Source organism: Sediminibacillus albus, assembly GCF_900101125.1.
Taxonomy (GTDB): domain Bacteria; phylum Bacillota; class Bacilli; order Bacillales; family Amphibacillaceae; genus Sediminibacillus; species Sediminibacillus albus.
Genome location: NZ_FNFL01000005.1, coordinates 82645 through 103958, shown reverse-complemented (window position 1 = coordinate 103958; position 21314 = coordinate 82645). Strand labels below are relative to the sequence as shown.

Here is a 21314-nt window from a genome sequence, read left to right as displayed (position 1 = left end):
TCCCGGAGCTGGATTTTGAGGTAATAAGTACTCCTTAGTGTTCCACAACTTTCAGTCCCATACCCCAGCTGAAGCTGACATAGGCTGCGAAAGCCAGTAAAATGGATGTGACTACAGCGTGCATCCCCAATGGCTCAGGATAGAAGGACTGGAATAATATATAAGATATGATACCGACGATCATCGATGCAGTTGCTCCGTATTTATTGCCTTTTTCCCAATAAAGTCCCATCACAATTGGCCAAATGAACACTGCTTCCAAACCGCCAATCGCAAACAGGTTGAGCCAAATAATTAAGTCAGGCGGGTTAACCGCCATCAGGAAAACAAAGATACCCAGTAGAGCTGTGATTCCCATACTGATCCGTTGAACGCGTTGTCGGGAAGCATCGGGTTTGATGTAATTCATATAGACATCCTTCACAATTGTGGAGCTGACAATCAACAACAGCGAGTCTACCGTCGACATAATCGCAGCAAGTGGTGCCGCCAGTACAATACCTGCAAGCCACGGGGGCAAAACTTCCAGGGCAATCAGCGGCATCACTCTGTCGCCCACTTCAATTCCCGGCAAAATAGGCCTGGCGAATACTCCGATTAAATGCATGTTCAGCATAATTACACCGACCACGATGGTGCCGATCATCAGTGCCAGATGGAAGGACCTTGTGTTTTTGTATGACATGGCCCGCACTGCGATTTGCGGCAAGGCAACCACCCCGACCCCAACCAGTACCCAGTAAGACGAAACATAAGGAGCTGTTAATGATCCGTCTGATCCAAACGGCGTAATCAGATTAGGATTCTCGGCCTGAAGGTCTGCCATGATTTCTGAAATACCGCCGCCCGCAATGATAACGGCTATTAACAGCACCAGTGTTCCGATAAACATGATGCTTCCCTGTATTGCATCGGTCAAGGTGACGGCACGGAAACCGCCGAATGTTACATAAATTAAAACCGTCACAACAAAAATGAATAAAGCCGATGTATAAGACAACCCGGTCAGCGATTCAATTAGACGGCCGCCGCCAATCCATTGTGCCGCCATTGCCGAAAAAAGAAACACGACGATACTGATAGCGGACAGGAGTACGACAAGCTTAGATTGATAGCGTTCCTTTAAAAAATCAATCAAAGTAGTTGCTTTATATTGTCTGGTGACAATCGCGAACTTTTTCCCGAGAATCATCAACGTAAAATATCCGGTTGCCACCTGTGTAACGGACAACAACACCCAGCCTAATCCTTCATTGTAGGCCACGCCAGGGCCGCCGATGAAGCTGCTTGCACTGCCGTAGGTAGCCGTCATGGTCATGGCAAGGACAAAACCACCCAAACTCCGGCTGCCTAAATAGTAATCCTGCATAAATGATTTTCCGACTGTTTCTTTCCGACTCGCCGTTAATCCAATAAAGAATATCAGGGCAACGGAACCAAACAATGTAATCGCTGCTTCCCAATTCATTGGTCCTCATATTCCTCTTCATCAAAGGATACGTCTGTGAAAAATCGTTTTACTACAAAAAATACTAGCACAGACATTACGATGACACCTAATAAACAGCTGTAAAAAAACCATGCTGGCAAGCCAAAAACATATGTATATTCTGAAGGATCTTTTCCGCCCAGCCCATAGGCGAAGGCAAACCACCAAATAAAATTGAACAATACTAAACCAATACCTAAAAGTGCTTCTCTGTTTGCTATTTTAAAACGAAAGTCTTTTTCTGATGCTTGATGGTTGTTCAAGGTATAGCCCCCTCTTTCATGGATTGTTATCATGCGATAACAATTTTTCTCTTTTTTCTTTATTTTAAAGGTTTTTCCTACTGAAACGCCAGCATCTTGTTGTCAGCTTTCTTGCTATCATCAATTTAGCGCGAATTTCTTTGTTGTTCAATTGATTAATCTGTCCATAAAAAGGATTCAAGCGTTAGTTATTGAATAAGTTTCATAGTGCTGGGAAGGGGAGGATTGAATGGGAAAGTGGATGATGAGAAAAGTCATGGCTTTGGTGACAATGAACGGAGTGGTCCTTCTTTTGTTAGCTATTTATGTTTTATTAGAGGGCGAGACCATAACATTTGCAGCATTAATTTGGGTAGTAATACTGCCGATATTCTTCATTATTGGAATCCTGATTTCCATATTAGCAGATTTACTCACCTGGCCTTTTGTCTATTTATCCTGCAATGTTGTTCGACCAGTTATGTCCTTATTAATTCACTTGCTATTTTCATTTGGTGCATTAGTTGTTTATGAAGCGGCTGCTGAGCGGCTATGGGACATACCCTTCATCGAATGGATCGTTGTTTTGGTCGCTGCTTTTTCTTTATGGTTCGGGGATGAGCAGACGCGCAGGTTTCAACAAAAGAAATCCACATAGCAGCTAACCATTCCGATCATTTTTAACGATAAATCTACTGTTAACTGGACTAAACTTCAATATTTCTAATAACTGATCGGCCAAATAGACAGGAGACAACTTAAAATCACCTTCTACCCATTCCATGATCATCCCAAAAATGGCGTAGGCTTGATAGTTGGCGTGTAATTCTGAGTTAATTTCGGGGCTTGGTTCTACGTCAGCCAGATCATGAAACGAAAGTTTTTTCAATTCGCTGGTTATTTTTTTATGAGTAGAAACGAACATCGGTGCTTCCATCAAAAACTTGAATCAGTTTGGTGCCAGCTGGACAAAGGCAGTTCAGGATGTGATGCCGCGCATAGGGAAGCCCGAGGAGATTGCCAGAGTGGCGTTATTTTTAGCATCAGATGATTCCAGTTTTGTTAATGGTACAGTGGTCACCGCAGATGGTGGATGGACCGCTGCCTTTTAATAGTCTTCTAAAGAGGGAAAATGGACGACCCGGTTTTCGCGAGCAGGTTGCGATTTCCGGGTTTTTGATGTTGAGTGGGAATGAGTAACTAAAACTTTCGGCTGCTGTTCTTTCTTTTTTGTCCTATTTGGTGTTATAATCCTCTAGGTAATTTTATTCATAAAATCAAAGGGGAGAACATAATTGAAAAAAATTATACTAGGTATGATGATACTTACCTTGGCTATTTTGTTCGCGGCATGTTCTAATGAAGATGCTGAAACATCAAACAAGGACGAAGCTAATGCAGAAACAACCGACCAGGACAAAGATGAGGCAAAAGAGCCTGAAGAACAAGCAGAAGATACTGTCAAAGCGGAGGACATTGAAATATCTGATGAGATAAAAGATATGACCTATTCTACCATTGAAGGATACGAAGGCGTAAAGGATGCTTATATTGAAGTCAATGAAAATGAGATTACCATGACGATACAAGTAGCAGCGAGCTGAATGATGAAAAACGAAAAGAGCTTGGGGATAATTTTGTCAGAAACCTCTCTTCCAATGCTTCTTTCTACTATGATGAACTGGAAGGCCCAAGCAAAGATTCCTATGGGACGTTGTTTGAAGTGTTCGACTTACAAATAGGTGTGGGTACAGGGTCGGATGATATTCTTCAAGGGGCGAAAGTGAGCACAGGAAAAAGCATTATGTGGTAAAACTTTTTGTCTATTACAAGGCGTTTTAATACAAATAAACAGGGAAGACCCGGGTTTAAATTCCGGGGTCTTTTTTGTGTAAGTCAATTTAACTAGTAGACAAGATGCTTTAGGCTTTTTTAGCGATAAAATAAACTAAAAATAGAATACTAAAAATTTGGCGGTTTTTGTCGAAAAATCGTGACATTCTGAATGTAGGACTACATAAAACATCTTGAGATGTCACCAAGGAGAAATTTAATGTTTAACAAATCAGTAAAAGCCAAATTGTTTACGTCATTATTACTGGTATCTATTATTCCACTAATATTGATTAGTTCCCTCCTTTATTTCAGCACCAATCAAGGACTCGAAAATATTGTGCAGAAGAACCTGCTTTCCTCAAAGGAAACCATCTCCACTCAACTTAATAATACTTCTGAAGAACTGCTGGAACTCACACAATCTTATGCAAAAAATCCCGATGTAATAGAAGCTTTTCGGAACGGTGACCGTCAAGCTTTGACTAGCGTAGTACAGCCAATTTTTGAAAGACTGCAGACGGTTTACTAGCTTTAAATGCTGCAATTGAAGCGGCAAGGGCTGGTGAACATGGAAAAGGTTTTGCTGTAGTTGCCGATGAAGTACGCAAGTTGGCAGAGCAAGTGTCAGCATCAGTTTCTGAAATCACAGGCATTGTTGGAAAAGTCCAATCAGAGTCCAATGGTGTAGCGGAATCCTTAACGAAAGGCTACAACCAGGTTGAGGAGGAACAGAACAAATAAAAGTGACAGGGGCAGAGTTTAAAAATATTGATCAGGCTGTCGTGCAAATGGTTAGTAAGATTGCGAGTATAACCACTAACCTGACGGAGATTAGTAAAAATAGTACGGAAATAAATTCTTCTATTGAAAACATTGCTTCTGTTTCTGAAGAATCTGCAGCAGGAATCGAGGAAACAACAGCATCTGTTGTTCAGATTAGCAACTTAATCCAGGATATTTCTAGCAACGCTAATTCGTTAGAAGGACTTTCTGAAGAGCTGGAAGATATGGTTAAACAATTTAAACTCGATTGAAGTTAAAAACTTAGTGATAAAAATTGATAACTGAAATGAAAATATTCCCCCTGAACAGGGAGTCTTCTTTCATGCAGCGATAGCTAAGAATGCCTTGTTAAGGGTAGGTAAAAGATTATTCCAATACAATAACGAATGGGCGCACGCTAAACTGCTTAGCGTGCGTTTTTATTTAATCATCTGTGGCATTCCGTGCTTCCCTGAACGCATCTTCTGTACCAATAAAGCCAATCATCGTGGAGTGCTCTGTTCCATCTTCTGCCTGGCACGAACTTAGATAAACGATGGGGCCCCGCTGGGATATGTAGGAGCAAGTAAAAGTACCAGCCGGCGACTGTTCGTATTGACCATAATTGTTCTCGAAAGTAATCATTTTGCCATCATAAGAAATTATATTCTTGGAATGGCTGCCATCCAGGTCAAAGATGGAAATATCCACTTTATCTTGATTGTTTTGTTCAACGTTATCTATCAGCTGAATTAGGTTTTCCAGATTATCAACTTCTACAGCCCCTTGGACAATTTCATCAAATGTAGTTACTTGGTGCTGGGCAATGACATCTCCGGCTGCTTTTGCATCGTCAATCGAATAGTTTTCTTTGGAATCGGCATCGGAACAAGCAGTCAAAGCTGTTACCGTTAAAATCAGACATAATAGTGTTTTTCTCATAATTCCTCCTTCGAACAGGCTCTGGATATTTCTATTTTATTCCAATAGTGCTTCCAGTTCAACGTAAAGTGGGAGAAATTTCAAAAAAATAAAAGAGGCAGTTAAATGCTTCCCCTCCTGCAAAAGTGAGCTTATGCCGCTTTATTTGCATCATCGCGGGGATCCGTTTTTTTATGGCGACCGTGCACGTCCCAGAAGTAGATGCGGGGAAGACCCCAATACAGCCAATAGTCATGGGCCAAGGAAGTGCCAACAAATAGAATCATGTGCCAGTCCAGATGTTTCACAAGCAACCCTCCCTTTGGGAGTCCCTGACAATGGGAGAATCAGGGACTGCCTATCTCCTTCTTTCTAGTATATTTAGATGCTGACTTGTCTAAGAACCTAAGTGTCGCTTCGAATCCAAACAAGCGATCCTGACATTTATACAGGAAAGCTGGCAGATAAACCGATGATGCTTTTATAATATAGACAAGACATGGCGATAAATAATCGTGCCCCTGCTGTTTACAAAGAAGGTTTAATGTATGATAAAGATAGTGGCTGTCTTACCTTTCTCACAGTGCAAGGGAAGCATGCCGCAGGGCTGAATAATAGGATTTTCTAAAGTAGGTGATAAGTGATGTATCTGACAATCAAAGAAACTGCTGAACATTTGTCGCTAAAGGAACAGCTGGTGGAAACATTGGTCTTGCAAAAGCGGATTCGAGCAATTCATGATGGGGAGCAGTACCTAATTAATAAAGAACAGTTTACTACCCATTTAGAGGAAGTGGAAACATACCGGGCCCAAATCCTGGAATATTTAAATGAACCTTTTCCGGAAGATTTAGATATAAAGGACGAGGATTGAATACAGAAAGAGATTGGGACAAAAGGATAGTGGCCAAAGTAAAAATCGAACGATGATTCGAAATCCTTCGGATTCGAACTCGTTCGATTTTTCTTTGCTAATGTTTAAGGTATGACAACTCTATTTCTTCCTTCTAACAAGGTTGAATGCTTACACTTGCGCAGGTAGCATACTTCGCTTTCCGTGGGTACGGCCTCAGACTCGTGGTGTTCCCACTGGAGTCGGCGTATTCAGCCCTATCCGTGCAGGCTGAATACGCCGACTTTTAGCGGAGGAAATCTACGGAGACTCCTGCGGGAGGGAAGGCCTCGGTGAGACCCCGCAGAGCGCAAGCTCGAGGAGGCTCACCAGCCGCCCGCGGAAAGCGTAGTGTATTTCCGCAGCGCAGTACTAGCGTTTTCCAATTAAAAATTATATGGTGTTATCGTTGTTTTCGCAAGTGGATGTATATTATGTCATAACCACGTCTATTCATCTTTTAAAAATTCTTGCATAAGGGCTGCATTGTGTTCCAAATCAATCGACAGGGCCAGTCCGGCGTCTGTCCGTACATCCTGGTAGGAACCATCCTCCGGAATACGGAGCGTCTCGATTGGTTTGGTATTTCCCAGCACGAAGTCTTTGCCAATGCTCGTCATTAAACCAGTCCTTACATTTGTATCAACATATCCTTGGGCATAGCCGATCAATTCAGGCAGTTTGGTTATTGTCGAGATGCTTTTTACTTTGTCAGTAATTTTTGTGATTACTTCCTGCTGACGCTCGACTCGGCCGAAGTCATTGTTGCCATCATGGCGAAAACGGCTGTAAGCAAGCAGTTCTTCACCATTTAACTTTTGTGTTCCTTCCTCGAGCTGGATGCCAAGTGCCTTCTTGTCTTGAACCATCGCTGGTGTGACAGTTGCCTCAATCCCGTTCGGTGCGATGGTATTGACAACGTCCACAAATCCTTCAAAGCCGATAATCGCATAATAGTTTAATTCTATGCCGAAATTTTGGCTGATTGTTTTCCTCAATAAGTCAGGGCCTCCGAGAAAGTAGGCAGCGTTTATTTTATTTGCTCCATGGCCTGGTATTTCCACATAGGTATCGCGCATGATCGATACTAGCTTCGGTTGTTTTGAACTGGAATCATAATGGGCAATCATGATCGTATCTGTCCGGGATTTCTCTTCCCCGCGTGCATCTATCCCAAGCATCAATACATTAAAATTATCAGCGGTTTCTTCATCGCCTTCAAACTTAAATTCCTGTTTCGGCTGGTTTTCCTCAGCGGTAGATTTTGCTTTATACCATTGGTAAAAAGTGTAGCCGCCAATTAAGACAAAGAAAACCAGCAGGAAAACAAGAAAACGTCTTCTTTTCTTTCGTTTGCGTAGCGTTCTTCTATTTAATTCACTCATAAAGTAACTCCTTTTTGGATTAATAGATTGAAATGTTTTTCATTTTAATGCCGCCGTTCTAAAGAAATGAGGCACCTATGGACGGTCTAATTAAAATGCCTGCTAAAATACAGGACATTTCTTTCATTCTATCATATATGCACTAATGGTTACTATGAGACTTAGAACAGCTTCATAACTTGAGAGAGAAAAAACGGGTGTTTGGTAAAGCAACGTTGCAAACTATTGTCAGGTTATCTTCCATAAATTTAAAACAATGAGTATTACTGGTTTATAATACTAATTATAACTGTTGGCCTCAAGTTCTTCTTTCTTCCTATAATACTTTCTCTTGACTACGTCCAGCCCCGTGCTCTCCGATTTTTCCAACATCTAATCCTCTAAGAAGTTCTTGCCAGTCCAGCCAAAATAAAACTGGTTTTATTATAAAAAAGAAAGGGTATCAATTGGTTACCAGTTATTTTTCTGCCAATAATATCAAGGAGGATGGGCATATGAAGCAAGTTAGAAATATAGAGAAAGACGGATCGTTAGAAGGTTCATCCGCGATTATCGATCAAGAAATCTATCCAAATAAAAAACAAACAAAGTTACAATCCAGCTTTAATCAGGAAAATAACCAGCAAACAAATAATAAAGCCTCCCGGAGTGAAGAAAGTAACATTCCGCAAGAAGGCTCAACGTTCATTGTGCTGGCAAACCGCCTGCCAGTAGACAGTTATACAGATACCGATGGTACAGTGAAATGGCGGCGGTCGCCGGGCGGACTTGTAACCGCGTTGGAGCCGATGCTGAAAAAAAGGGAAGGTGCCTGGATTGGCTGGGCAGGAGGCACGAAAAAGCCGCCAGAGCCATTTAAGCAGGAAGGCATGAAAATCGTCCCGATTGAACTGAACCAGAGTGATGTGGAAGAGTATTATGAAGGATTCTCCAATGCTACTCTTTGGCCGCTTTACCATGATGCCATGGTAACCCCGACTTTTGACCGGAGCTGGTGGAACAAATATGTGGAAGTAAATCAGCGGTTTGCCAATGCAGCAGCAGAGGAAGCGGCAGAAGGAAGTACCGTTTTTATACAGGACTACCAGCTGCAGCTGGTTCCCAAAATGCTTAGGGAATTAAGGCCGGATGTCCGAATTGGCTTTTTCCTTCACATTCCATTCCCGCCCAAAGAGTTGTTTTCCCAGCTGCCTTGGAGGAAAAGAATTGTCGAAGGACTGCTCGGGGCTGACCTGATCGGTTTTCAAGTAAAAGGAGCTGCCCGTAATTTTCTCGATTTAACCCGCGACTTTTTAGGCCTGTCGCCGACGGAAAAGTCAGTCGTTGCCGAAGATGGCCGGACTGTCCAGGTGGATGACTATCCAATTTCGATCAGCAGTAACACTTATGATGAGCTTGCCCGAAGTTCAGAGGTAGAAAAGCTGATTCATAAGTATCTAACCGATATCGGCGGCAACCGCAGAGTTATCCTTGGGGTCGATAGGCTTGATTACACAAAAGGAATTGACCGCCGCCTTAAGGCCTACCGAGAATTACTTGCCGATGGCGTACTGGACCCGGAAGAAGTGGTGCTAGTACAAGTGGCCCCTCCATCTAGAGAAAGGGTGGAGAGTTACGCAAAAATGCGTGAAAAGATAGAGCGGGAAGTAGGCGGCATCAATGGTGAGTTTGGACGGTTAGGGTATCCGGCAGTAGATTACATTCCGCGCTCCTTGAACCGTACAGAGCTGGCCGCACTATTCCGGATCGCCGATATCATGATGGTCACACCGATCCGCGACGGCATGAACCTTGTATGTAAGGAGTATGTTGCATCCCGGATTCACTGCGACGGAAATTTAATTTTAAGTGAGTTTGCAGGAGCAGCCCAAGAATTAAAAGACGCCTGGCTGTGCAATCCACATGATATTAACGGGATGAAGGAAGTTGTTAAAGCAGCATGGGATGCGCCGGAGGATGAACAGAAGCGGAGAATGAGCTCGATGCGCGACCATGTATTTGAATATGACATCGACCGCTGGGCAAATGACATCCTCGAAGCATTAGGAATTGATTAAAAAACAGTAAAGCTTATCGGCATTATATAGTAAGAAAAGGTTTTTTCCTTTATGATGGAATTACAATACAGTAAACAACAATACAAACTAAAGGGTGAGAAACATGAGTAAAATAAAAAAAGCAATTATTCCAGCCGCAGGTTTAGGAACAAGGTTTTTACCAGCAACAAAAGCTATGCCTAAGGAAATGCTTCCGATCGTTGATAAGCCTACGATTCAATATATTGTAGAAGAGGCAGTGGAAGCCGGCATCGAAGACATTATTATTGTTACTGGTAAAGGGAAGCGTGCAATTGAAGACCATTTTGATTATTCTTTTGAACTGGAAGAGAATTTAAGACGAAAAGAAAAGTATGAGTTGCTGGAGAAAATCAAGCAGCCAGCAGAAGTGGATATTCATTATATAAGACAAAAGGAACCACAAGGCTTAGGCCATGCCGTATGGAGCGCGCGGAAATTCATCGGCAATGAACCATTTGCTGTTTTGTTAGGCGATGACATTGTCCAGGCGGAGACCCCTTGCTTAAAACAATTAATGAATATTTATGATGAAACATTGTCTTCAGTAATTGGTGTACAGACAGTGCCGGAAGAAGAAACAAACCGTTACGGAATTATCGATCCTTCCAGCCAGGACGGCCGGCTATATGAAGTTTCTGACTTTGTAGAGAAGCCGCCGCAAGGCTCCGCGCCATCCAATCTGGCAATCATGGGTAGATACATTTTGACTCCGGAAATCTTCATGTACCTCGATAAGCAGGAAAAAGGGGCAGGAGGCGAAATCCAGTTAACGGACGCCATTCAGAAATTAAATACAATCCAGCGAGTATTTGCCTACAACTTTGAAGGTAAAAGATATGATGTTGGTGAAAAGTTTGGATTTATCAAGAGTACAATCGAAATGGCATTGCAAGATAAGGAAATGAGTGCCCAATTGACTGAATTTCTCCAACAGGCATTAAAAGAACAAAACACGGAAAACAGCATGAAATAATAAAAGAAACAGATGTCCGCTTAGTCACGCGGTTCCATCTGTTTCTTTTTTATACATAAATCTATTATCGCCAAAACATCGTAAGCCTGGTGACTTTTTTCATGAATTCCTCAAAGATAAAAGTCTGGCCATTCCATTGGTTATACCATTTTCTGATAGTATCGACCAGCCAAAAGGGAATCGGCTTCCCATCGATGAGATGATAATATTCATGGTAGCCTCTTTTTAGATGCTCCCACCGACAGTCATCGCCAGGATTTATATACTCAGAAACGTCGATTATTTTTGCCCTGCCATTTTGTAATAGGACATTTTTTAAATGAATATCCCTTGGATTCAATCCGATTGAACGTACATAGGCTCTTGCTTCATCAACATCCTTGATTACGCTTTCTGGAATATGGAGTCCTTGCAATAGACAATCATATAATGTGGTGCCTTGTTCATAGCTAAGGACGATGAATCTGTCTCCTGTACCATAGCAGGCTGGAAAAAAACGATTATTCCCTAGCATGCGATATACCAATCTTTCCTGATCTCTCTTAGAAACTTTTTCTCTGGCATAAAGCTTGAAAGCAACATCCGGTGTTTCAATATGGCGGAAAACAGCGGCATCGGTCCCAATGCCGATGCAAATTAATCCATCACTTTGTCCATTAATAAGGACAAGTTCGTTATCACCGTTTGCGACTACTTCAATTTCCGTTAATGACTTGATCGCAGGCTCCCATTTTTCCCTCATTCTTTTCGCCATCCTTAGCAAGACATGTTTGACTAAATGCGCAGCAGCTAGTAGTTAGATTATATCCTATAACTATGCAATATGCTGGTATTTATATGTTTGAGCCTCCACAGGCCCGCAATCTATAATCATCTTAAAGAAATGAAAACATTTGAGGGTAAGAAAGGAAAACAAAAGGATATTGTCGAAAAAGTATGAATAAGAGCTAGGGATTTTTATCTCCAAACAACTAAGAAAGAGTAGGTGAATGCCATCGATTGCCAACGTTGTATGACAAGGATGTACAAATATAAGAAAAATAAACTGACCGGCAAGAAGCGCGCAGAAATGGAGATGCATTTAAATGAATGCCGCGCTTGCCAACAAGTATATCAGCAAAACAAACCTTCTTTCCTATCGCACATACCGCCAAAGGCCTGGCCAATCATGCTAATTGCTGTTTTCCTTGTTTGCGGTTTTGTATATGCAACCGGAGGAGCGGCAAAGATGGCGAACTGGTGGAATGGAATGAGTATGGCTGATGATGAGAGCCTGGAGGAGATTAGGAAATACGGACTGGGTAACAGTTTGAATCTTAAACAGGAGGATAATGGTATTGAAGTTACCATTACCCACGTGATCGCTGATGATATTCAGACGTTGGTTTATTATGAAGTCGAAGATTTACAGCAGGACAGGTTGTTAAGGGTAGACCATGCGGTACCACCCAAAGTATCCAGTGAAAGAGGTGTGTTTGATACGAGTCAGGCTTCTGGGCAGTTGATCCACAGCTTTAAAGATCAAATGGATCAGCCGGAAGGTAAATACCGCGGGCGAATTGGACTTGCTCCGGTTAAAGAGTCGGAGGGCTCCTTTGAATTAAAAGTAGAAGGGCTGACAGAAGTAGTTAAAAATGATGAGATGGGGATGATGCAGCCGGAGGATTTTAAAAGGAGTATTCCTGTGGAAGGGGAGTGGAAATTTTCGATAACAGCGAAAAAAGAGGAAATCATCGAAAAGCCAGTCAACTTACAAACAAAGATAAATGGCAGCCAAGTCAAAATCGACACTGTCCGAGTTGCGCCGACCGCTACCCTGATTAATTTCCGATATAAGAAGAACAACCCTCAGGATGGGATGAAATACTTTCTTTTTGGTGAGCTGCAAGCGGAAAAGCGAAGTTATCAGCGACAAGAAGCGGGTTTGATTCCTGGTTATGCAAGCAAGGTTTCGGGGGAGTGGGTAGAAGAACAAGCCGCATTTGAGTCGATGTATTACGATCCGGCTGATTCCTTTCATTTAACCCTTGAACGCTTAGAAGAGCATATCGCTGTAAATCAGGCATTTCCGATAGATCCGGAGGAGGATTCGCCGCAGAAGTTCACCTTTAAAGGAATTGAATTATCGATAGAAGATATCGACATTGGCACAGAAACCACTTTTACCATTAAGGAAAAATGGAACAAGGATAGAAATTTCCAACGGCTGCAATATGAGTTTGCCAGCGAGCCCCAGAGCATGCAAGTCGGCCAGGAGAATAAGAGTGGTATTTATGCTGATCATAAGGGGAATGTGTACGAAGAAGACGATCTTGAAAGCATGGTTGCTGTAGAAGATATACGTTATTTTCCAACAGAAATGGTCTACCATTTACGAGCGGAAAATGGGGAGGAAGTTAGACCGACAAAACTGATAATCAGGCATTACCAGGTTACTACTTTTCCGGATGAAAAAGTACAAATCGGTTTATAAGGCCCTTCCAGATGAAAAAGCATTCATTCCGTTTGCGGTAGCAGCGATGCGATGGGGCTGTAGGCTTAAAGGGGTTATTTTTCGTAATTTTCGCTCACCTTCTATATCTGCTTATTCGAATGATTTTTGGAATATCAATATCGTTTTTAGATAGATGACCGCTTTTTCCATGATATTTTCCTTCATTCATTATAGAATAGTAGTAACAGACATTATCGAAATCAACAGTCATAGGGAAGGTGAGACTTTGCAGACACTAGAAAAGGAAAGGGATAGTAGCATGTCGTTAAGACGAGACGTAAAGTTTTTAGGGAACATACTAGGGGAAATTCTTTTGCACCATGGCGGACCTGAACTATTAGATACGGTGGAAAATATCCGGGTCACCACTAAAAAGCTGAGAAAAGAATATGATGTAGAAACATATAAAGAATTAAAGGAAACGATCAACAACCTTCATGAACCATTGCGCCAGCAGGTCATAAGAGCATTTTCGGTGTATTTTCACCTGATTAACGCAGCCGAGCAAAACCACCGTATTCGCAGGCGCCGGGAATACCAGCTGCAGGATGATAATATTGCCCAGCCGGGTTCTATTGAAAGCGCCATTATTTCTCTGAAAGATAAACAAGTGGACGAACAAACGATCCAGAAGGTCCTTGATGAACTATCGCTTGAGTTGATTATTACTGCACATCCGACAGAGGCTACCAAGCATTCAGTACTGGAAATTCAAAAACAGATTGCCAGCATTCTGCTTCAGCTCGAACAATCCAGATTGACGAAAAAAGAGAGAAAAGAACTGGAAGAAAATCTAATCAACGAAGTCACTATTTTATGGCAGACGGATGAGTTAAGGCACCGGAAGCCTACGGTAATGGACGAAGTGAGAAACGGTTTGTATTATTTCGACCAGACTTTCTTTGATGTTCTTCCAGAGGTGCATCAGGAATTAGAAGAACAATTGAAGGAGAATTTTTCCTGCAAAAACTGGAAGGTTCCTAATTTCCTTCATTTTGGTTCTTGGATTGGCGGGGACAGGGATGGCAATCCGAATGTCACTCCGGAAATTACTTGGAAAACGCTTCATAAACAGCGGGATCTTGCAATCAAGAAGTATAAAGAGATTATTGTACAGCTGATGAAGCGGTTCAGCCACTCGAGGAACCGGGTAGCCGTCAGTGAGGAATTGATCGAGTCTGTCACAGCGGAAGAGGAAAAATACTTGGATAAGGACAAGAGGTGGGCAATAGAAGCTGAGGTGTACCGCCGGAAGTTTGCGGTCATGTTAAATCGGCTTGATCATACGGGTGAATCAGAAATAGGGTACGCTACGGCTGAGGAACTTTTAGGAGATCTAAAATTAATTGAAGCAAGTGTCAATGCCCATCAGCCGATTGAGCGGGAATGGAAGGCTCTAAGTAAATTGATTAGGCAAGTTCAATTATTTGGTTTCCATCTTGCCTCATTGGACATTCGTAACCATAGCGGTGAACATGAGTCAGCAATCACAGAGATTTTAAAGAAGGTTCACATCACTGAAGATTATGCTTCATTGACAGAGGAAGAGAAGGTGAAGATTCTTGAAAGTGTTCTAAACGATCCTCGCCCGCTTTTATTGCTAAACGAAGACTATTCAAAAGAAACACAGGAAATGCTTAATGTATTTCAGATGATTAAGGATGCCCATGATGAGTTTGGCCGTAAATCAATTACTGTCTACTTAGTAAGTATGACGCAGTCAGCAAGTGATCTGCTGGAAGTGCTCGTTTTAGCCAAAGAGGCAGGTATTTACCGTCTGCATGCAGACGGAACAGTAGAGACTCATTTAAACGTTGCTCCATTGTTGGAAACAGTCGACGATTTAATTGCCGGGCCAAAGATTATGGAGACGCTTTTCCGTATGGACTGTTACCGGGATCATTTAAGCAAGCATGAAGATCGACAGGAAATCATGCTCGGTTATTCAGACGGCAGTAAGGATGGCGGAACACTTACCGCTAACTGGAGACTTTACCGGGCCCAGCAGGAAATTCATGATGTTGCCAAAAAATTCAATTTAGGCTTAAAATTCTTCCATGGCCGAGGTGGATCGCTTGGAAGAGGAGGCGGACCGCTCAACCGGAGTATCCTGTCCCAGCCGCCTGAAACGCTCGGAGATGGCGTTAAGATAACGGAACAGGGAGAAGTATTGTCTTCGCGTTATTTATTAGAGGATATTGCCTATCGGAGTCTGGAACAAGCGACATCTACTCTGTTTGAATCAACCATTGATAACACGAGAGGTGTTGGCGGCGGAAACAGCGTTGAGGAAGAGGATTGGAGAACTATCATGGAGGATATTTCTGCTGTTTCCTTGAAAAAATATCAATCGCTTGTATTTGGTGATAAAGACTTTTTGACATACTTTCAACAGGCTACTCCTCTTAACGAACTAGGGGCGCTTAACATTGGTTCCCGTCCGATGAGCCGGAAGAACCGCAACCGCTTTGAAGATTTGCGAGCCATTCCGTGGGTTTTCGCCTGGACGCAGAGCCGGCAATTACTCCCGGCCTGGTATGCGGCTGGAACCGGATTAAACAGCTTTGCATCGCAAAGCTCCGACAACTTACAGAAATTACAGGATATGTATCAAAAATGGCCATTCTTCCGGTCTACGATAGACAACTTGCAAATGGCTTTGATGAAAGCAGACATTACTACCGCCAAGGAGTATGCTGCCTTAGTAGAAGATGAGCAAATGGCTGACCGGATTTTTGGTAATATTGTAGAAGAATATGTAACAACGCGAGAAGTTCTGTTGAAAATCACAGGAAACAGTGAATTGCTTGATAACACGCCTAATTTGCAAGAGTCTGTCCATCGCCGTAATCCTTACGTAGATCCTTTGAATTTACTGCAAGTGAACCTTATTAAGGAATTAAGAGAGCAGGAAAATCCAGACGATGGCCTGTTAATCGAGGCATTGCTGACTATTAGCGGTATAGCTGCCGGGTTACGTAATACTGGTTGATTTTTCACGCAGCTTCTCACTTTCTGTAAAACAAAAATCGGGTAATGGGCGCAGGGTCCGTTGCCCGTTTTTTGATGATGTTGATAAAAGGAAATAGGTTAAAAGGAGGATACATGATGGAAAATCGATTGGAGTTAGTCCTTGATGCAAAAGCAGAATTGGGAGAAGGCCCTTTTTGGGATGCAGATACGCAACGGCTGTATTGGGTAGATATTAATAACAAGCAAATACATATCTTTGATCCTGCCGATAATACGGATAAGGTGATCGAGGTAGATCAATACATCGGTGCTGTTGTAATGCAGACTTCTGGCGATTTATTACTGGCAATGCAAAACGGCATTTACTCGATGGATAAAAATACAACCAAGCTAACTTTTATTGCAGATCCAGAAAAGGACAAACCAGACAGCCGTTTTAATGATGGAAAGTGCGATCCTGCCGGCAGGTTTTGGGCTGGGACGATGCCGTTGCAACTGGAACCTGGCGCAGCTTCCCTTTACCGGTTGGACGGGGACAATCATTTAAGGAGAATGGTACCGAATGTCACTGTTTCCAATGGCATGGCCTGGAGTAACGATAAGCAAACAATGTATTTTGCCGATACCCCAACACAAAAAATTGATGCTTTTGATTATGATCTGAAATCAGGAAATATATCCAACCGGCGAACCGTGATTAAAATTCCTGAGTCAGAAGGGATGCCAGATGGGATGACAATCGATACCGAGGGGATGTTATGGGTGGCGCAATGGGGTGGTGCCCGCGTTGGCAGATGGGATCCTGGAACGGGAGAGTGTCGGCAAGTAGTGGAGTTGCCTGCCAGTCATGTATCTTCCTGTGCATTTGGAGGTGCTGAGATGAATCAGCTGTATATTACTACAGCCCGCGAACACTTGACGAAGGGACAACTTGATGAGCAGCCATATGCCGGCGGTTTGTTCCGCTTCCACACAAATGTGAAAGGTGCTGCCAGTTATAAATTTTCTCCCCAGTCTTAATATTAAAAAACATCCCTTTGCGGACAGCTGTGAAATCGCTCCGCAAAGGGATGTTTTTTTATGGAGTACTAGCCTAATACAGGCAGCTTTTTTCGGGCAGCAATAAATTCAGGTCTTGGATCCGCACCGGAGAATGGTTCGACCAAGCGGTTTTTAACACTGTTGTACACCATAAATAAATTGTTCCGTCCAAACGGGGTGATGTTGCTATTACTGCCGTGCATAGTGTTACACTCAAATAAGAGAACACTCCCAGCAGGCCCGGTAGGTACAGAAATGCCATACTTATTGGCGAGCCACCTCATACTGTCATGGTCCGGAACGCCGAACTCCTGCATCTTCAAGGATTGTTTATAATGATTTTCCGGCGCTTCACCAACGCAGGAAATAAAGTGCTGGTGGGAGCCGGGAATCAACATCAATGGTCCGTTATATGTGTGATTGTCTGACAGTGCAATCGATACACTAACTGCCCGCATCCGCGGCATGCCATCTTCCACATGCCAGGTTTCAAAATCTGAGTGCCAGTAAAATTCTTTGCCGGTAAAGCCGGGCTTATAATTAATCCGTGACTGGTTGACATAGACTTCACTGCCAAGCAGGTGATTGACAATATCCAATATTCGTTTATCAGCGGCTACCTTGTCAAAATAGCTGCTGTTTTCGTGAACAGCAAAAATAGAACGAATCTCATCACTCGTCGGTTCTCTGACTACTTCAGGAGTTTCCGTATTTTTATAATCATCTGCCAAGCTGTAGATTTCATTGCTCATTTGTTTTACTTCTGCTTCAGAAAAGAAGTTTTCCAACATTAAAAAACCATTTTGCTGATAGGATTCCAATTGCTCCTTCGATAGCGATGAATGGTTTTCCTGACCTTTTTCCGCGTGGATGACTGGGTCCTTCCTTGGAATAATACTGACTTCCTGACTTTTCCTGGATGGATAAAGATCTTTCATACTTAGCCACTCCTTTATCGTTTCGTGAAATATTAATAACTTTCAGAAAACTCCTCACCTACTAGACTAATAGACAAGCCTTAAATTAGCAAAATTCCTGATAATGAATGTGCTCTTATTGAGCCGCTTGACAGGTTACTGAGATAAAATAGGTTTTTATATGTCTGTTTATCTGGATTTTGAAAAGGTAAGATGCGTTTTTCGCAGCAAGCTTTGCTATTAATGCGCTATAAGACGTTTTGGCTTTAAGATGTTCTGGGTATAGAAACTTGTGGATCAAATTAGTCTGTTGTTAAAGGAGGAGAAATTAAATGGCTTCAAGCAAACTTGCAATACATGAAACCTTAGAGGTACATGAGATAATTACCTTAAAGCAGTCTGCGATTTTAAAAGCGCATGCGATGAAATCATTAGCAGAAGACGACACTTTAAAACAGATGCTGGACAATGAAGTACAGCGTTCGGAAAAAGCAATAAAAGATTTACAAGAAGTATTAGCTAAATAAAACGGAAAGGGTGAATGCACATGGAACTATTAGAAAAATTAAAAACAGCTGGCAAAATGCGTGATGAAGTTATAGCTACGGATTTTCTTGTTACAGCTAAAGCGGCTGTGCGAACTTATGCTGTTGCGATAACAGAAACAGCTTCACCTGAAGTAAGGGAAGTATTGAAAAAGCAATTGGATGAAGCGATTGATACCCATGCGAAAATTGCTAACTATATGATAAAAAATGAAATGTATCATGCCTATGATCTCGATGAACAACTATCTCACGATAAGGAAAAAGTCCAAAAGGCTTTGGAAATGGTTAACGGATAATAAAACTGTTGTTCATAAAAACCAGACAAAAAAGCGCCCTGTTTAGGAACGCTCTTTTGCCTGGTTATTTGTCTTTTCCTTCCATTCCACCATAACGTCAATTATTTTTATTATCGTCTTACGATCTTCTTCGCTAAGTTGATTAATTTGACTTCTAAGTTGTAAAATCGTTTCTGACTGATCCTCTTTTAAATTTTCTGTGAGGCGGAAAAGCTCCGATAAAGATATTCCCAAGGAACTTGTTACTTTGTCAATGGTATCGATGGTGGGGTTCTTTTCTCCTCTTTCAAGCTGGCCGATATAGGTCGGATGTAATCCGGCAGCATGCGCTAGTTCTTCTTGACTGAGTACTTTCATTTTCCTGATTGTTCTAAGCCGTTCACCTACTGCTTTTGAGATCGGTTTTCGGAGCATTCTATCACCTCTATGAAAAATATACCTGTATTTGCTAAACATTCGAACATACTATAAATATCGTTTAATAATCATTGAAATACTAAAAGTATTTTAGTAAGATGACTATAGGCAATTGTCCCTATGAACCGACTTTGTACATAAAAATAAGTAAAAACGGGACGACGCCAGTGCATAATTTACCCAACATCCAGGTCATCGTAAATTTTCCTTTCACACTTAAGCTCGTTTGCTTAATAGGATGATAAGAAGAGAATACTATTTAAAAGGTGAGATATATGTTTGATAAATTACCGGATGAAAAATTGTTGGATGCTTATGTTAAAGCGGTGGAATTGCAACTAGAAAGGAATTTTATCCATTTATTAAGAGATGCGTTAGTCTTTCGTGGCATAAAAATCCCTGACTAATTATGGTTCCATTCGTTACTAAAAAACAATTGGTATATAGCGATTGCCTGGAGCAGAATCGTCTATACATACAAAGACGCTCCCAGAACCTGGGAGCGTCTTTCATTTTGAGAACACTATAAGCAACTTGTCTTTAACAAGTATATAAAACCATTTATTTTTTAAATAAAATTGCCGCGGTCCATTTTCCACCTGGTCATTTTTAAACCTTAGACGACGTAAGCCCTACCTCTCTTACATCCTTACGGCTCCGAAGCCGATCCAGTGTGAATAAGTGTTACTAAAAACTAAGCAGAATGCCAGTTTACTTGTCATTCTCATCATTTAAGTTGCTCCTTTGGCGAAGCTGATTACTAACTATAACATTCTGCGGGTGGATTGTCAAGCTTTAGTGTCGAGCTATTTTGTGCGCACATATTAACTATTCCCATCTGAGAAAGTTCTTAATCATCAAAACACTGACTCAATCAATGATGATTCTAAATGCCTATAAAATTTACCCGAGCTGCCAGCAGATTAGGGAAGTGGGAAAGGGGTGCAGTTTAATGGCTGCAATAGAATAGGTGTTGATAGCAACAATTATGGGAAATGAAAAACGAGACAGGTGATGAAGCAAAGTGTGTTCAACTAATAAAACAGGAAAACTGGCAGATTTGCCGTTTTGTATTATAATAGGAAAGGCTATGATTAATACTAAAAGGAGTTGTTTTGGTGGTAAGTAAACCTAACATAAAATTAATTGCATTAGATATGGATGGAACACTGTTAAATTCGGATGATGAAATCTCCCAAGCAAACAGTCAAGCAATAACCGAGGCGCGCAACAAAGGAGTCGAGGTCGTACTATCCACTGGCCGCCATCGCTCCTCCTGTGCTGCACATGCCGCCTCTTTAAACCTTTCATCTTACTTAATCACGGTCAATGGCAGTGAAATATGGTCTTCCGAAGGGGAACTGATCGAACGCCAGTCACTTGATATTGAAACGATTAAAGCACTAGTAGATTTAAATGAACGATACGGGACAAGTGCTTGGATGGCTTCCACGGAAAAAGTGTTCAGGGGCGAATTTCCTGCTGACCTTGAAGGGTATGAATGGCTAAAGGTAGGAATCGACATTGACAGTGAAGAAGTAAAAGAAAGAATTCTTGAGGAATTACAAGATAATGAGCTGCTGGAGTTAAGTAATTCCCATCCAATGAATGTCGAGATTAATGCAGTCGGCATCAACAAAGCTAGGGCTCTGGAAAAAATTTGCGGGTTGATGAATATTACGCTTGCGGAAGTGATGACTGTCGGCGATAGTCTCAACGACATCAAAATGATTCAAGAGGCCGGTCTTGGAATAGCAATGGGCAATGCTCAGGAGGAAGTCAAACAGGCTGCCGATTGGGTAACCGCTGAAAATAACCAGGACGGAGTAGCCAAAGCTATTAAGCACTGGGTATTATAAGGAAAATTTATTAAAAAGAGATTGGAATAAAAGGATAGTGGCCAAAGCAAAAATCGAACGATGATTCGAAATCCTTAGGATTCGAACTCGTTCGATTTTTCTTTTCTAATGCCTCATATAACCTGCTAACACATTGACAACTCAATTTTTCCTTCTAACAAGGTTAGGTGCCGGCAGCATACTTCGCTCCC

At 41.9% G+C, this 21314-nt stretch carries 22 protein-coding genes and 2 pseudogenes; 15 read left to right on the top strand and 9 right to left on the bottom strand.

Going from position 1 to position 21314, the window contains the following annotated elements:
• Positions 1–34: 34 nt before the first annotated feature.
• Both panF and BLR93_RS13525 read right to left on the bottom strand, forming a co-directional pair.
• Entirely contained in the window at positions 35–1468 is a 1434-nt protein-coding gene (gene panF, locus BLR93_RS13530; RefSeq protein ID WP_093215584.1) for a sodium/pantothenate symporter, read from the bottom strand.
• Entirely contained in the window at positions 1465–1752 is a 288-nt protein-coding gene (locus BLR93_RS13525) for a YhdT family protein (RefSeq protein WP_245690160.1), read from the bottom strand. Before BLR93_RS13525 ends, panF begins: the two co-directional genes overlap by 4 nt.
• A 229-nt stretch (positions 1753–1981) precedes the next feature.
• Between BLR93_RS13525 and BLR93_RS13520 the strand changes: the two genes are divergently transcribed.
• Positions 1982–2389: a hypothetical protein gene (locus tag BLR93_RS13520; RefSeq protein WP_093215579.1), complete on the top strand. Its 408-nt coding sequence runs from the start codon at positions 1982–1984 to the stop codon at positions 2387–2389.
• 3 nt (positions 2390–2392) lie between these two features.
• Here the strand turns inward: BLR93_RS13520 and BLR93_RS13515 are convergent, their stop codons facing one another.
• Positions 2393–2656 (bottom strand): TetR-like C-terminal domain-containing protein, encoded by a 264-nt coding sequence (locus BLR93_RS13515; RefSeq protein WP_093215576.1) that lies wholly within the window; start codon positions 2654–2656, stop codon positions 2393–2395.
• Here BLR93_RS13515 and BLR93_RS13510 point away from each other — a divergent pair.
• The 4 genes and pseudogenes from BLR93_RS13510 to BLR93_RS18460 all read left to right on the top strand — a co-directional run.
• Positions 2643–2843, top strand: a pseudogene (locus BLR93_RS13510) (SDR family oxidoreductase); the annotation flags it as partial. The gene BLR93_RS13515 and the pseudogene BLR93_RS13510 overlap by 14 nt on opposite strands.
• A gap of 183 nt (positions 2844–3026) precedes the next feature.
• Positions 3027–3335, top strand: a complete 309-nt coding sequence (locus tag BLR93_RS13505) for a hypothetical protein (RefSeq protein ID WP_093215574.1) — start codon at positions 3027–3029, stop codon at positions 3333–3335.
• A 449-nt stretch (positions 3336–3784) separates the two neighbouring features.
• Complete coding sequence (locus tag BLR93_RS13500; protein WP_093215571.1) at positions 3785–4096, top strand: hypothetical protein; 312 nt, start codon at positions 3785–3787, stop codon at positions 4094–4096.
• A pseudogene (locus tag BLR93_RS18460) lies at positions 4090–4601 on the top strand (methyl-accepting chemotaxis protein); the annotation flags it as partial. The gene BLR93_RS13500 and the pseudogene BLR93_RS18460, both read left to right, overlap by 7 nt.
• A gap of 172 nt (positions 4602–4773) precedes the next feature.
• Here the strand turns inward: BLR93_RS18460 and BLR93_RS13490 are convergent.
• Together BLR93_RS13490 and BLR93_RS18115 are read right to left on the bottom strand one after the other, a co-directional pair.
• Complete coding sequence (locus BLR93_RS13490) at positions 4774–5271, bottom strand: hypothetical protein (protein ID WP_093215569.1); 498 nt, start codon at positions 5269–5271, stop codon at positions 4774–4776.
• A gap of 131 nt (positions 5272–5402) precedes the next feature.
• Positions 5403–5558 (bottom strand): hypothetical protein, encoded by a 156-nt coding sequence (locus tag BLR93_RS18115; RefSeq protein ID WP_175559371.1) that lies wholly within the window; start codon positions 5556–5558, stop codon positions 5403–5405.
• Between the two features lie 335 nt (positions 5559–5893).
• On the opposite strand from BLR93_RS18115, the gene BLR93_RS13485 reads away from it, so the two are divergent.
• Positions 5894–6124 carry an excisionase family DNA-binding protein gene (locus BLR93_RS13485; protein WP_093215566.1) on the top strand — a complete coding sequence of 77 codons (231 nt, stop codon included), beginning with the start codon at positions 5894–5896 and terminating at the stop codon, positions 6122–6124.
• Between the two features lie 467 nt (positions 6125–6591).
• Here the strand turns inward: BLR93_RS13485 and BLR93_RS13480 are convergent, their stop codons facing one another.
• Positions 6592–7527, bottom strand: coding sequence for an LCP family protein (locus BLR93_RS13480; protein ID WP_093215564.1), 936 nt, complete (start codon positions 7525–7527; stop codon positions 6592–6594).
• Between the two features lie 494 nt (positions 7528–8021).
• Here BLR93_RS13480 and BLR93_RS13475 point away from each other — a divergent pair, with 494 nt between their 5' ends.
• Positions 8022–9584 carry an alpha,alpha-trehalose-phosphate synthase (UDP-forming) gene (locus BLR93_RS13475; protein ID WP_093215561.1) on the top strand — a complete coding sequence of 521 codons (1563 nt, stop codon included), beginning with the start codon at positions 8022–8024 and terminating at the stop codon, positions 9582–9584.
• 103 nt (positions 9585–9687) lie between these two features.
• Positions 9688–10578, top strand: a complete 891-nt coding sequence (galU, locus tag BLR93_RS13470) for a UTP--glucose-1-phosphate uridylyltransferase GalU (protein ID WP_093215559.1) — start codon at positions 9688–9690, stop codon at positions 10576–10578.
• A gap of 64 nt (positions 10579–10642) precedes the next feature.
• Here the strand turns inward: galU and BLR93_RS13465 are convergent, their stop codons facing one another.
• Positions 10643–11320 carry a serine/threonine protein kinase gene (locus BLR93_RS13465; protein WP_093215556.1) on the bottom strand — a complete coding sequence of 226 codons (678 nt, stop codon included), beginning with the start codon at positions 11318–11320 and terminating at the stop codon, positions 10643–10645.
• A gap of 327 nt (positions 11321–11647) precedes the next feature.
• On the opposite strand from BLR93_RS13465, the gene BLR93_RS13460 reads away from it, so the two are divergent.
• The 3 genes from BLR93_RS13460 to BLR93_RS13450 all read left to right on the top strand — a co-directional run bounded on the left by BLR93_RS13460 (position 11648) and on the right by BLR93_RS13450 (position 17065).
• Positions 11648–13051, top strand: a complete 1404-nt coding sequence (locus BLR93_RS13460) for a DUF4179 domain-containing protein (RefSeq protein WP_245690159.1) — start codon at positions 11648–11650, stop codon at positions 13049–13051.
• A 280-nt stretch (positions 13052–13331) separates the two neighbouring features.
• Complete coding sequence (gene ppc, locus BLR93_RS13455) at positions 13332–16064, top strand: phosphoenolpyruvate carboxylase (RefSeq protein WP_245690158.1); 2733 nt, start codon at positions 13332–13334, stop codon at positions 16062–16064.
• A 116-nt stretch (positions 16065–16180) separates the two neighbouring features.
• A complete protein-coding gene (locus BLR93_RS13450) occupies positions 16181–17065 on the top strand; it encodes an SMP-30/gluconolactonase/LRE family protein (RefSeq protein ID WP_175559369.1) in 885 nt (294 codons plus the stop codon).
• 68 nt (positions 17066–17133) lie between these two features.
• On the opposite strand, the gene thpD is transcribed toward BLR93_RS13450, so the two are convergent.
• A complete protein-coding gene (thpD, locus tag BLR93_RS13445; protein ID WP_093215545.1) occupies positions 17134–18024 on the bottom strand; it encodes an ectoine hydroxylase in 891 nt (296 codons plus the stop codon).
• A gap of 311 nt (positions 18025–18335) precedes the next feature.
• Between thpD and BLR93_RS13440 the strand changes: the two genes are divergently transcribed.
• Entirely contained in the window at positions 18336–18530 is a 195-nt protein-coding gene (locus BLR93_RS13440) for a spore coat protein (protein ID WP_093215542.1), read from the top strand.
• Positions 18531–18550: 20 nt separating this feature from the next.
• On the top strand, positions 18551–18847 hold the full coding sequence (locus BLR93_RS13435; RefSeq protein ID WP_093215540.1) for a spore coat protein: 297 nt from the start codon (positions 18551–18553) through the stop codon (positions 18845–18847).
• Between the two features lie 42 nt (positions 18848–18889).
• On the opposite strand, the gene BLR93_RS13430 is transcribed toward BLR93_RS13435, so the two are convergent.
• Positions 18890–19261 (bottom strand): helix-turn-helix domain-containing protein, encoded by a 372-nt coding sequence (locus BLR93_RS13430; protein WP_093215537.1) that lies wholly within the window; start codon positions 19259–19261, stop codon positions 18890–18892.
• Between the two features lie 278 nt (positions 19262–19539).
• On the opposite strand from BLR93_RS13430, the gene sda reads away from it, so the two are divergent.
• Entirely contained in the window at positions 19540–19671 is a 132-nt protein-coding gene (gene sda, locus BLR93_RS13425) for a sporulation histidine kinase inhibitor Sda (RefSeq protein ID WP_093215536.1), read from the top strand.
• Between the two features lie 708 nt (positions 19672–20379).
• Positions 20380–21123 (top strand): Cof-type HAD-IIB family hydrolase, encoded by a 744-nt coding sequence (locus BLR93_RS13420; RefSeq protein WP_093215533.1) that lies wholly within the window; start codon positions 20380–20382, stop codon positions 21121–21123.
• Positions 21124–21314: the final 191 nt, after the last annotated feature.

Bases quoted from the DNA above. Each gene is read 5' to 3' on its own strand.
- panF (WP_093215584.1), bottom strand. From the start codon at position 1,468: ATGAATTGGGAAGCAGCGATTACATTGTTTGGTTCCGTTGCCCTGATA.
- BLR93_RS13520 (WP_093215579.1), top strand. From the start codon at position 1,982: ATGGGAAAGTGGATGATGAGAAAAGTCATGGCTTTGGTGACAATGAAC.
- BLR93_RS13515 (WP_093215576.1), bottom strand. From the start codon at position 2,656: ATGTTCGTTTCTACTCATAAAAAAATAACCAGCGAATTGAAAAAACTT.
- BLR93_RS13500 (WP_093215571.1), top strand. From the start codon at position 3,785: ATGTTTAACAAATCAGTAAAAGCCAAATTGTTTACGTCATTATTACTG.
- BLR93_RS13490 (WP_093215569.1), bottom strand. From the start codon at position 5,271: ATGAGAAAAACACTATTATGTCTGATTTTAACGGTAACAGCTTTGACT.
- BLR93_RS13485 (WP_093215566.1), top strand. From the start codon at position 5,894: ATGTATCTGACAATCAAAGAAACTGCTGAACATTTGTCGCTAAAGGAA.
- BLR93_RS13480 (WP_093215564.1), bottom strand. From the start codon at position 7,527: ATGAGTGAATTAAATAGAAGAACGCTACGCAAACGAAAGAAAAGAAGA.
- BLR93_RS13475 (WP_093215561.1), top strand. From the start codon at position 8,022: ATGAAGCAAGTTAGAAATATAGAGAAAGACGGATCGTTAGAAGGTTCA.
- galU (WP_093215559.1), top strand. From the start codon at position 9,688: ATGAGTAAAATAAAAAAAGCAATTATTCCAGCCGCAGGTTTAGGAACA.
- BLR93_RS13465 (WP_093215556.1), bottom strand. From the start codon at position 11,320: ATGAGGGAAAAATGGGAGCCTGCGATCAAGTCATTAACGGAAATTGAA.
- BLR93_RS13460 (WP_245690159.1), top strand. From the start codon at position 11,648: ATGGAGATGCATTTAAATGAATGCCGCGCTTGCCAACAAGTATATCAG.
- ppc (WP_245690158.1), top strand. From the start codon at position 13,332: ATGTCGTTAAGACGAGACGTAAAGTTTTTAGGGAACATACTAGGGGAA.
- BLR93_RS13450 (WP_175559369.1), top strand. From the start codon at position 16,181: ATGGAAAATCGATTGGAGTTAGTCCTTGATGCAAAAGCAGAATTGGGA.
- thpD (WP_093215545.1), bottom strand. From the start codon at position 18,024: ATGAAAGATCTTTATCCATCCAGGAAAAGTCAGGAAGTCAGTATTATT.
- BLR93_RS13440 (WP_093215542.1), top strand. From the start codon at position 18,336: ATGGCTTCAAGCAAACTTGCAATACATGAAACCTTAGAGGTACATGAG.
- BLR93_RS13435 (WP_093215540.1), top strand. From the start codon at position 18,551: ATGGAACTATTAGAAAAATTAAAAACAGCTGGCAAAATGCGTGATGAA.
- BLR93_RS13430 (WP_093215537.1), bottom strand. From the start codon at position 19,261: ATGCTCCGAAAACCGATCTCAAAAGCAGTAGGTGAACGGCTTAGAACA.
- sda (WP_093215536.1), top strand. From the start codon at position 19,540: ATGTTTGATAAATTACCGGATGAAAAATTGTTGGATGCTTATGTTAAA.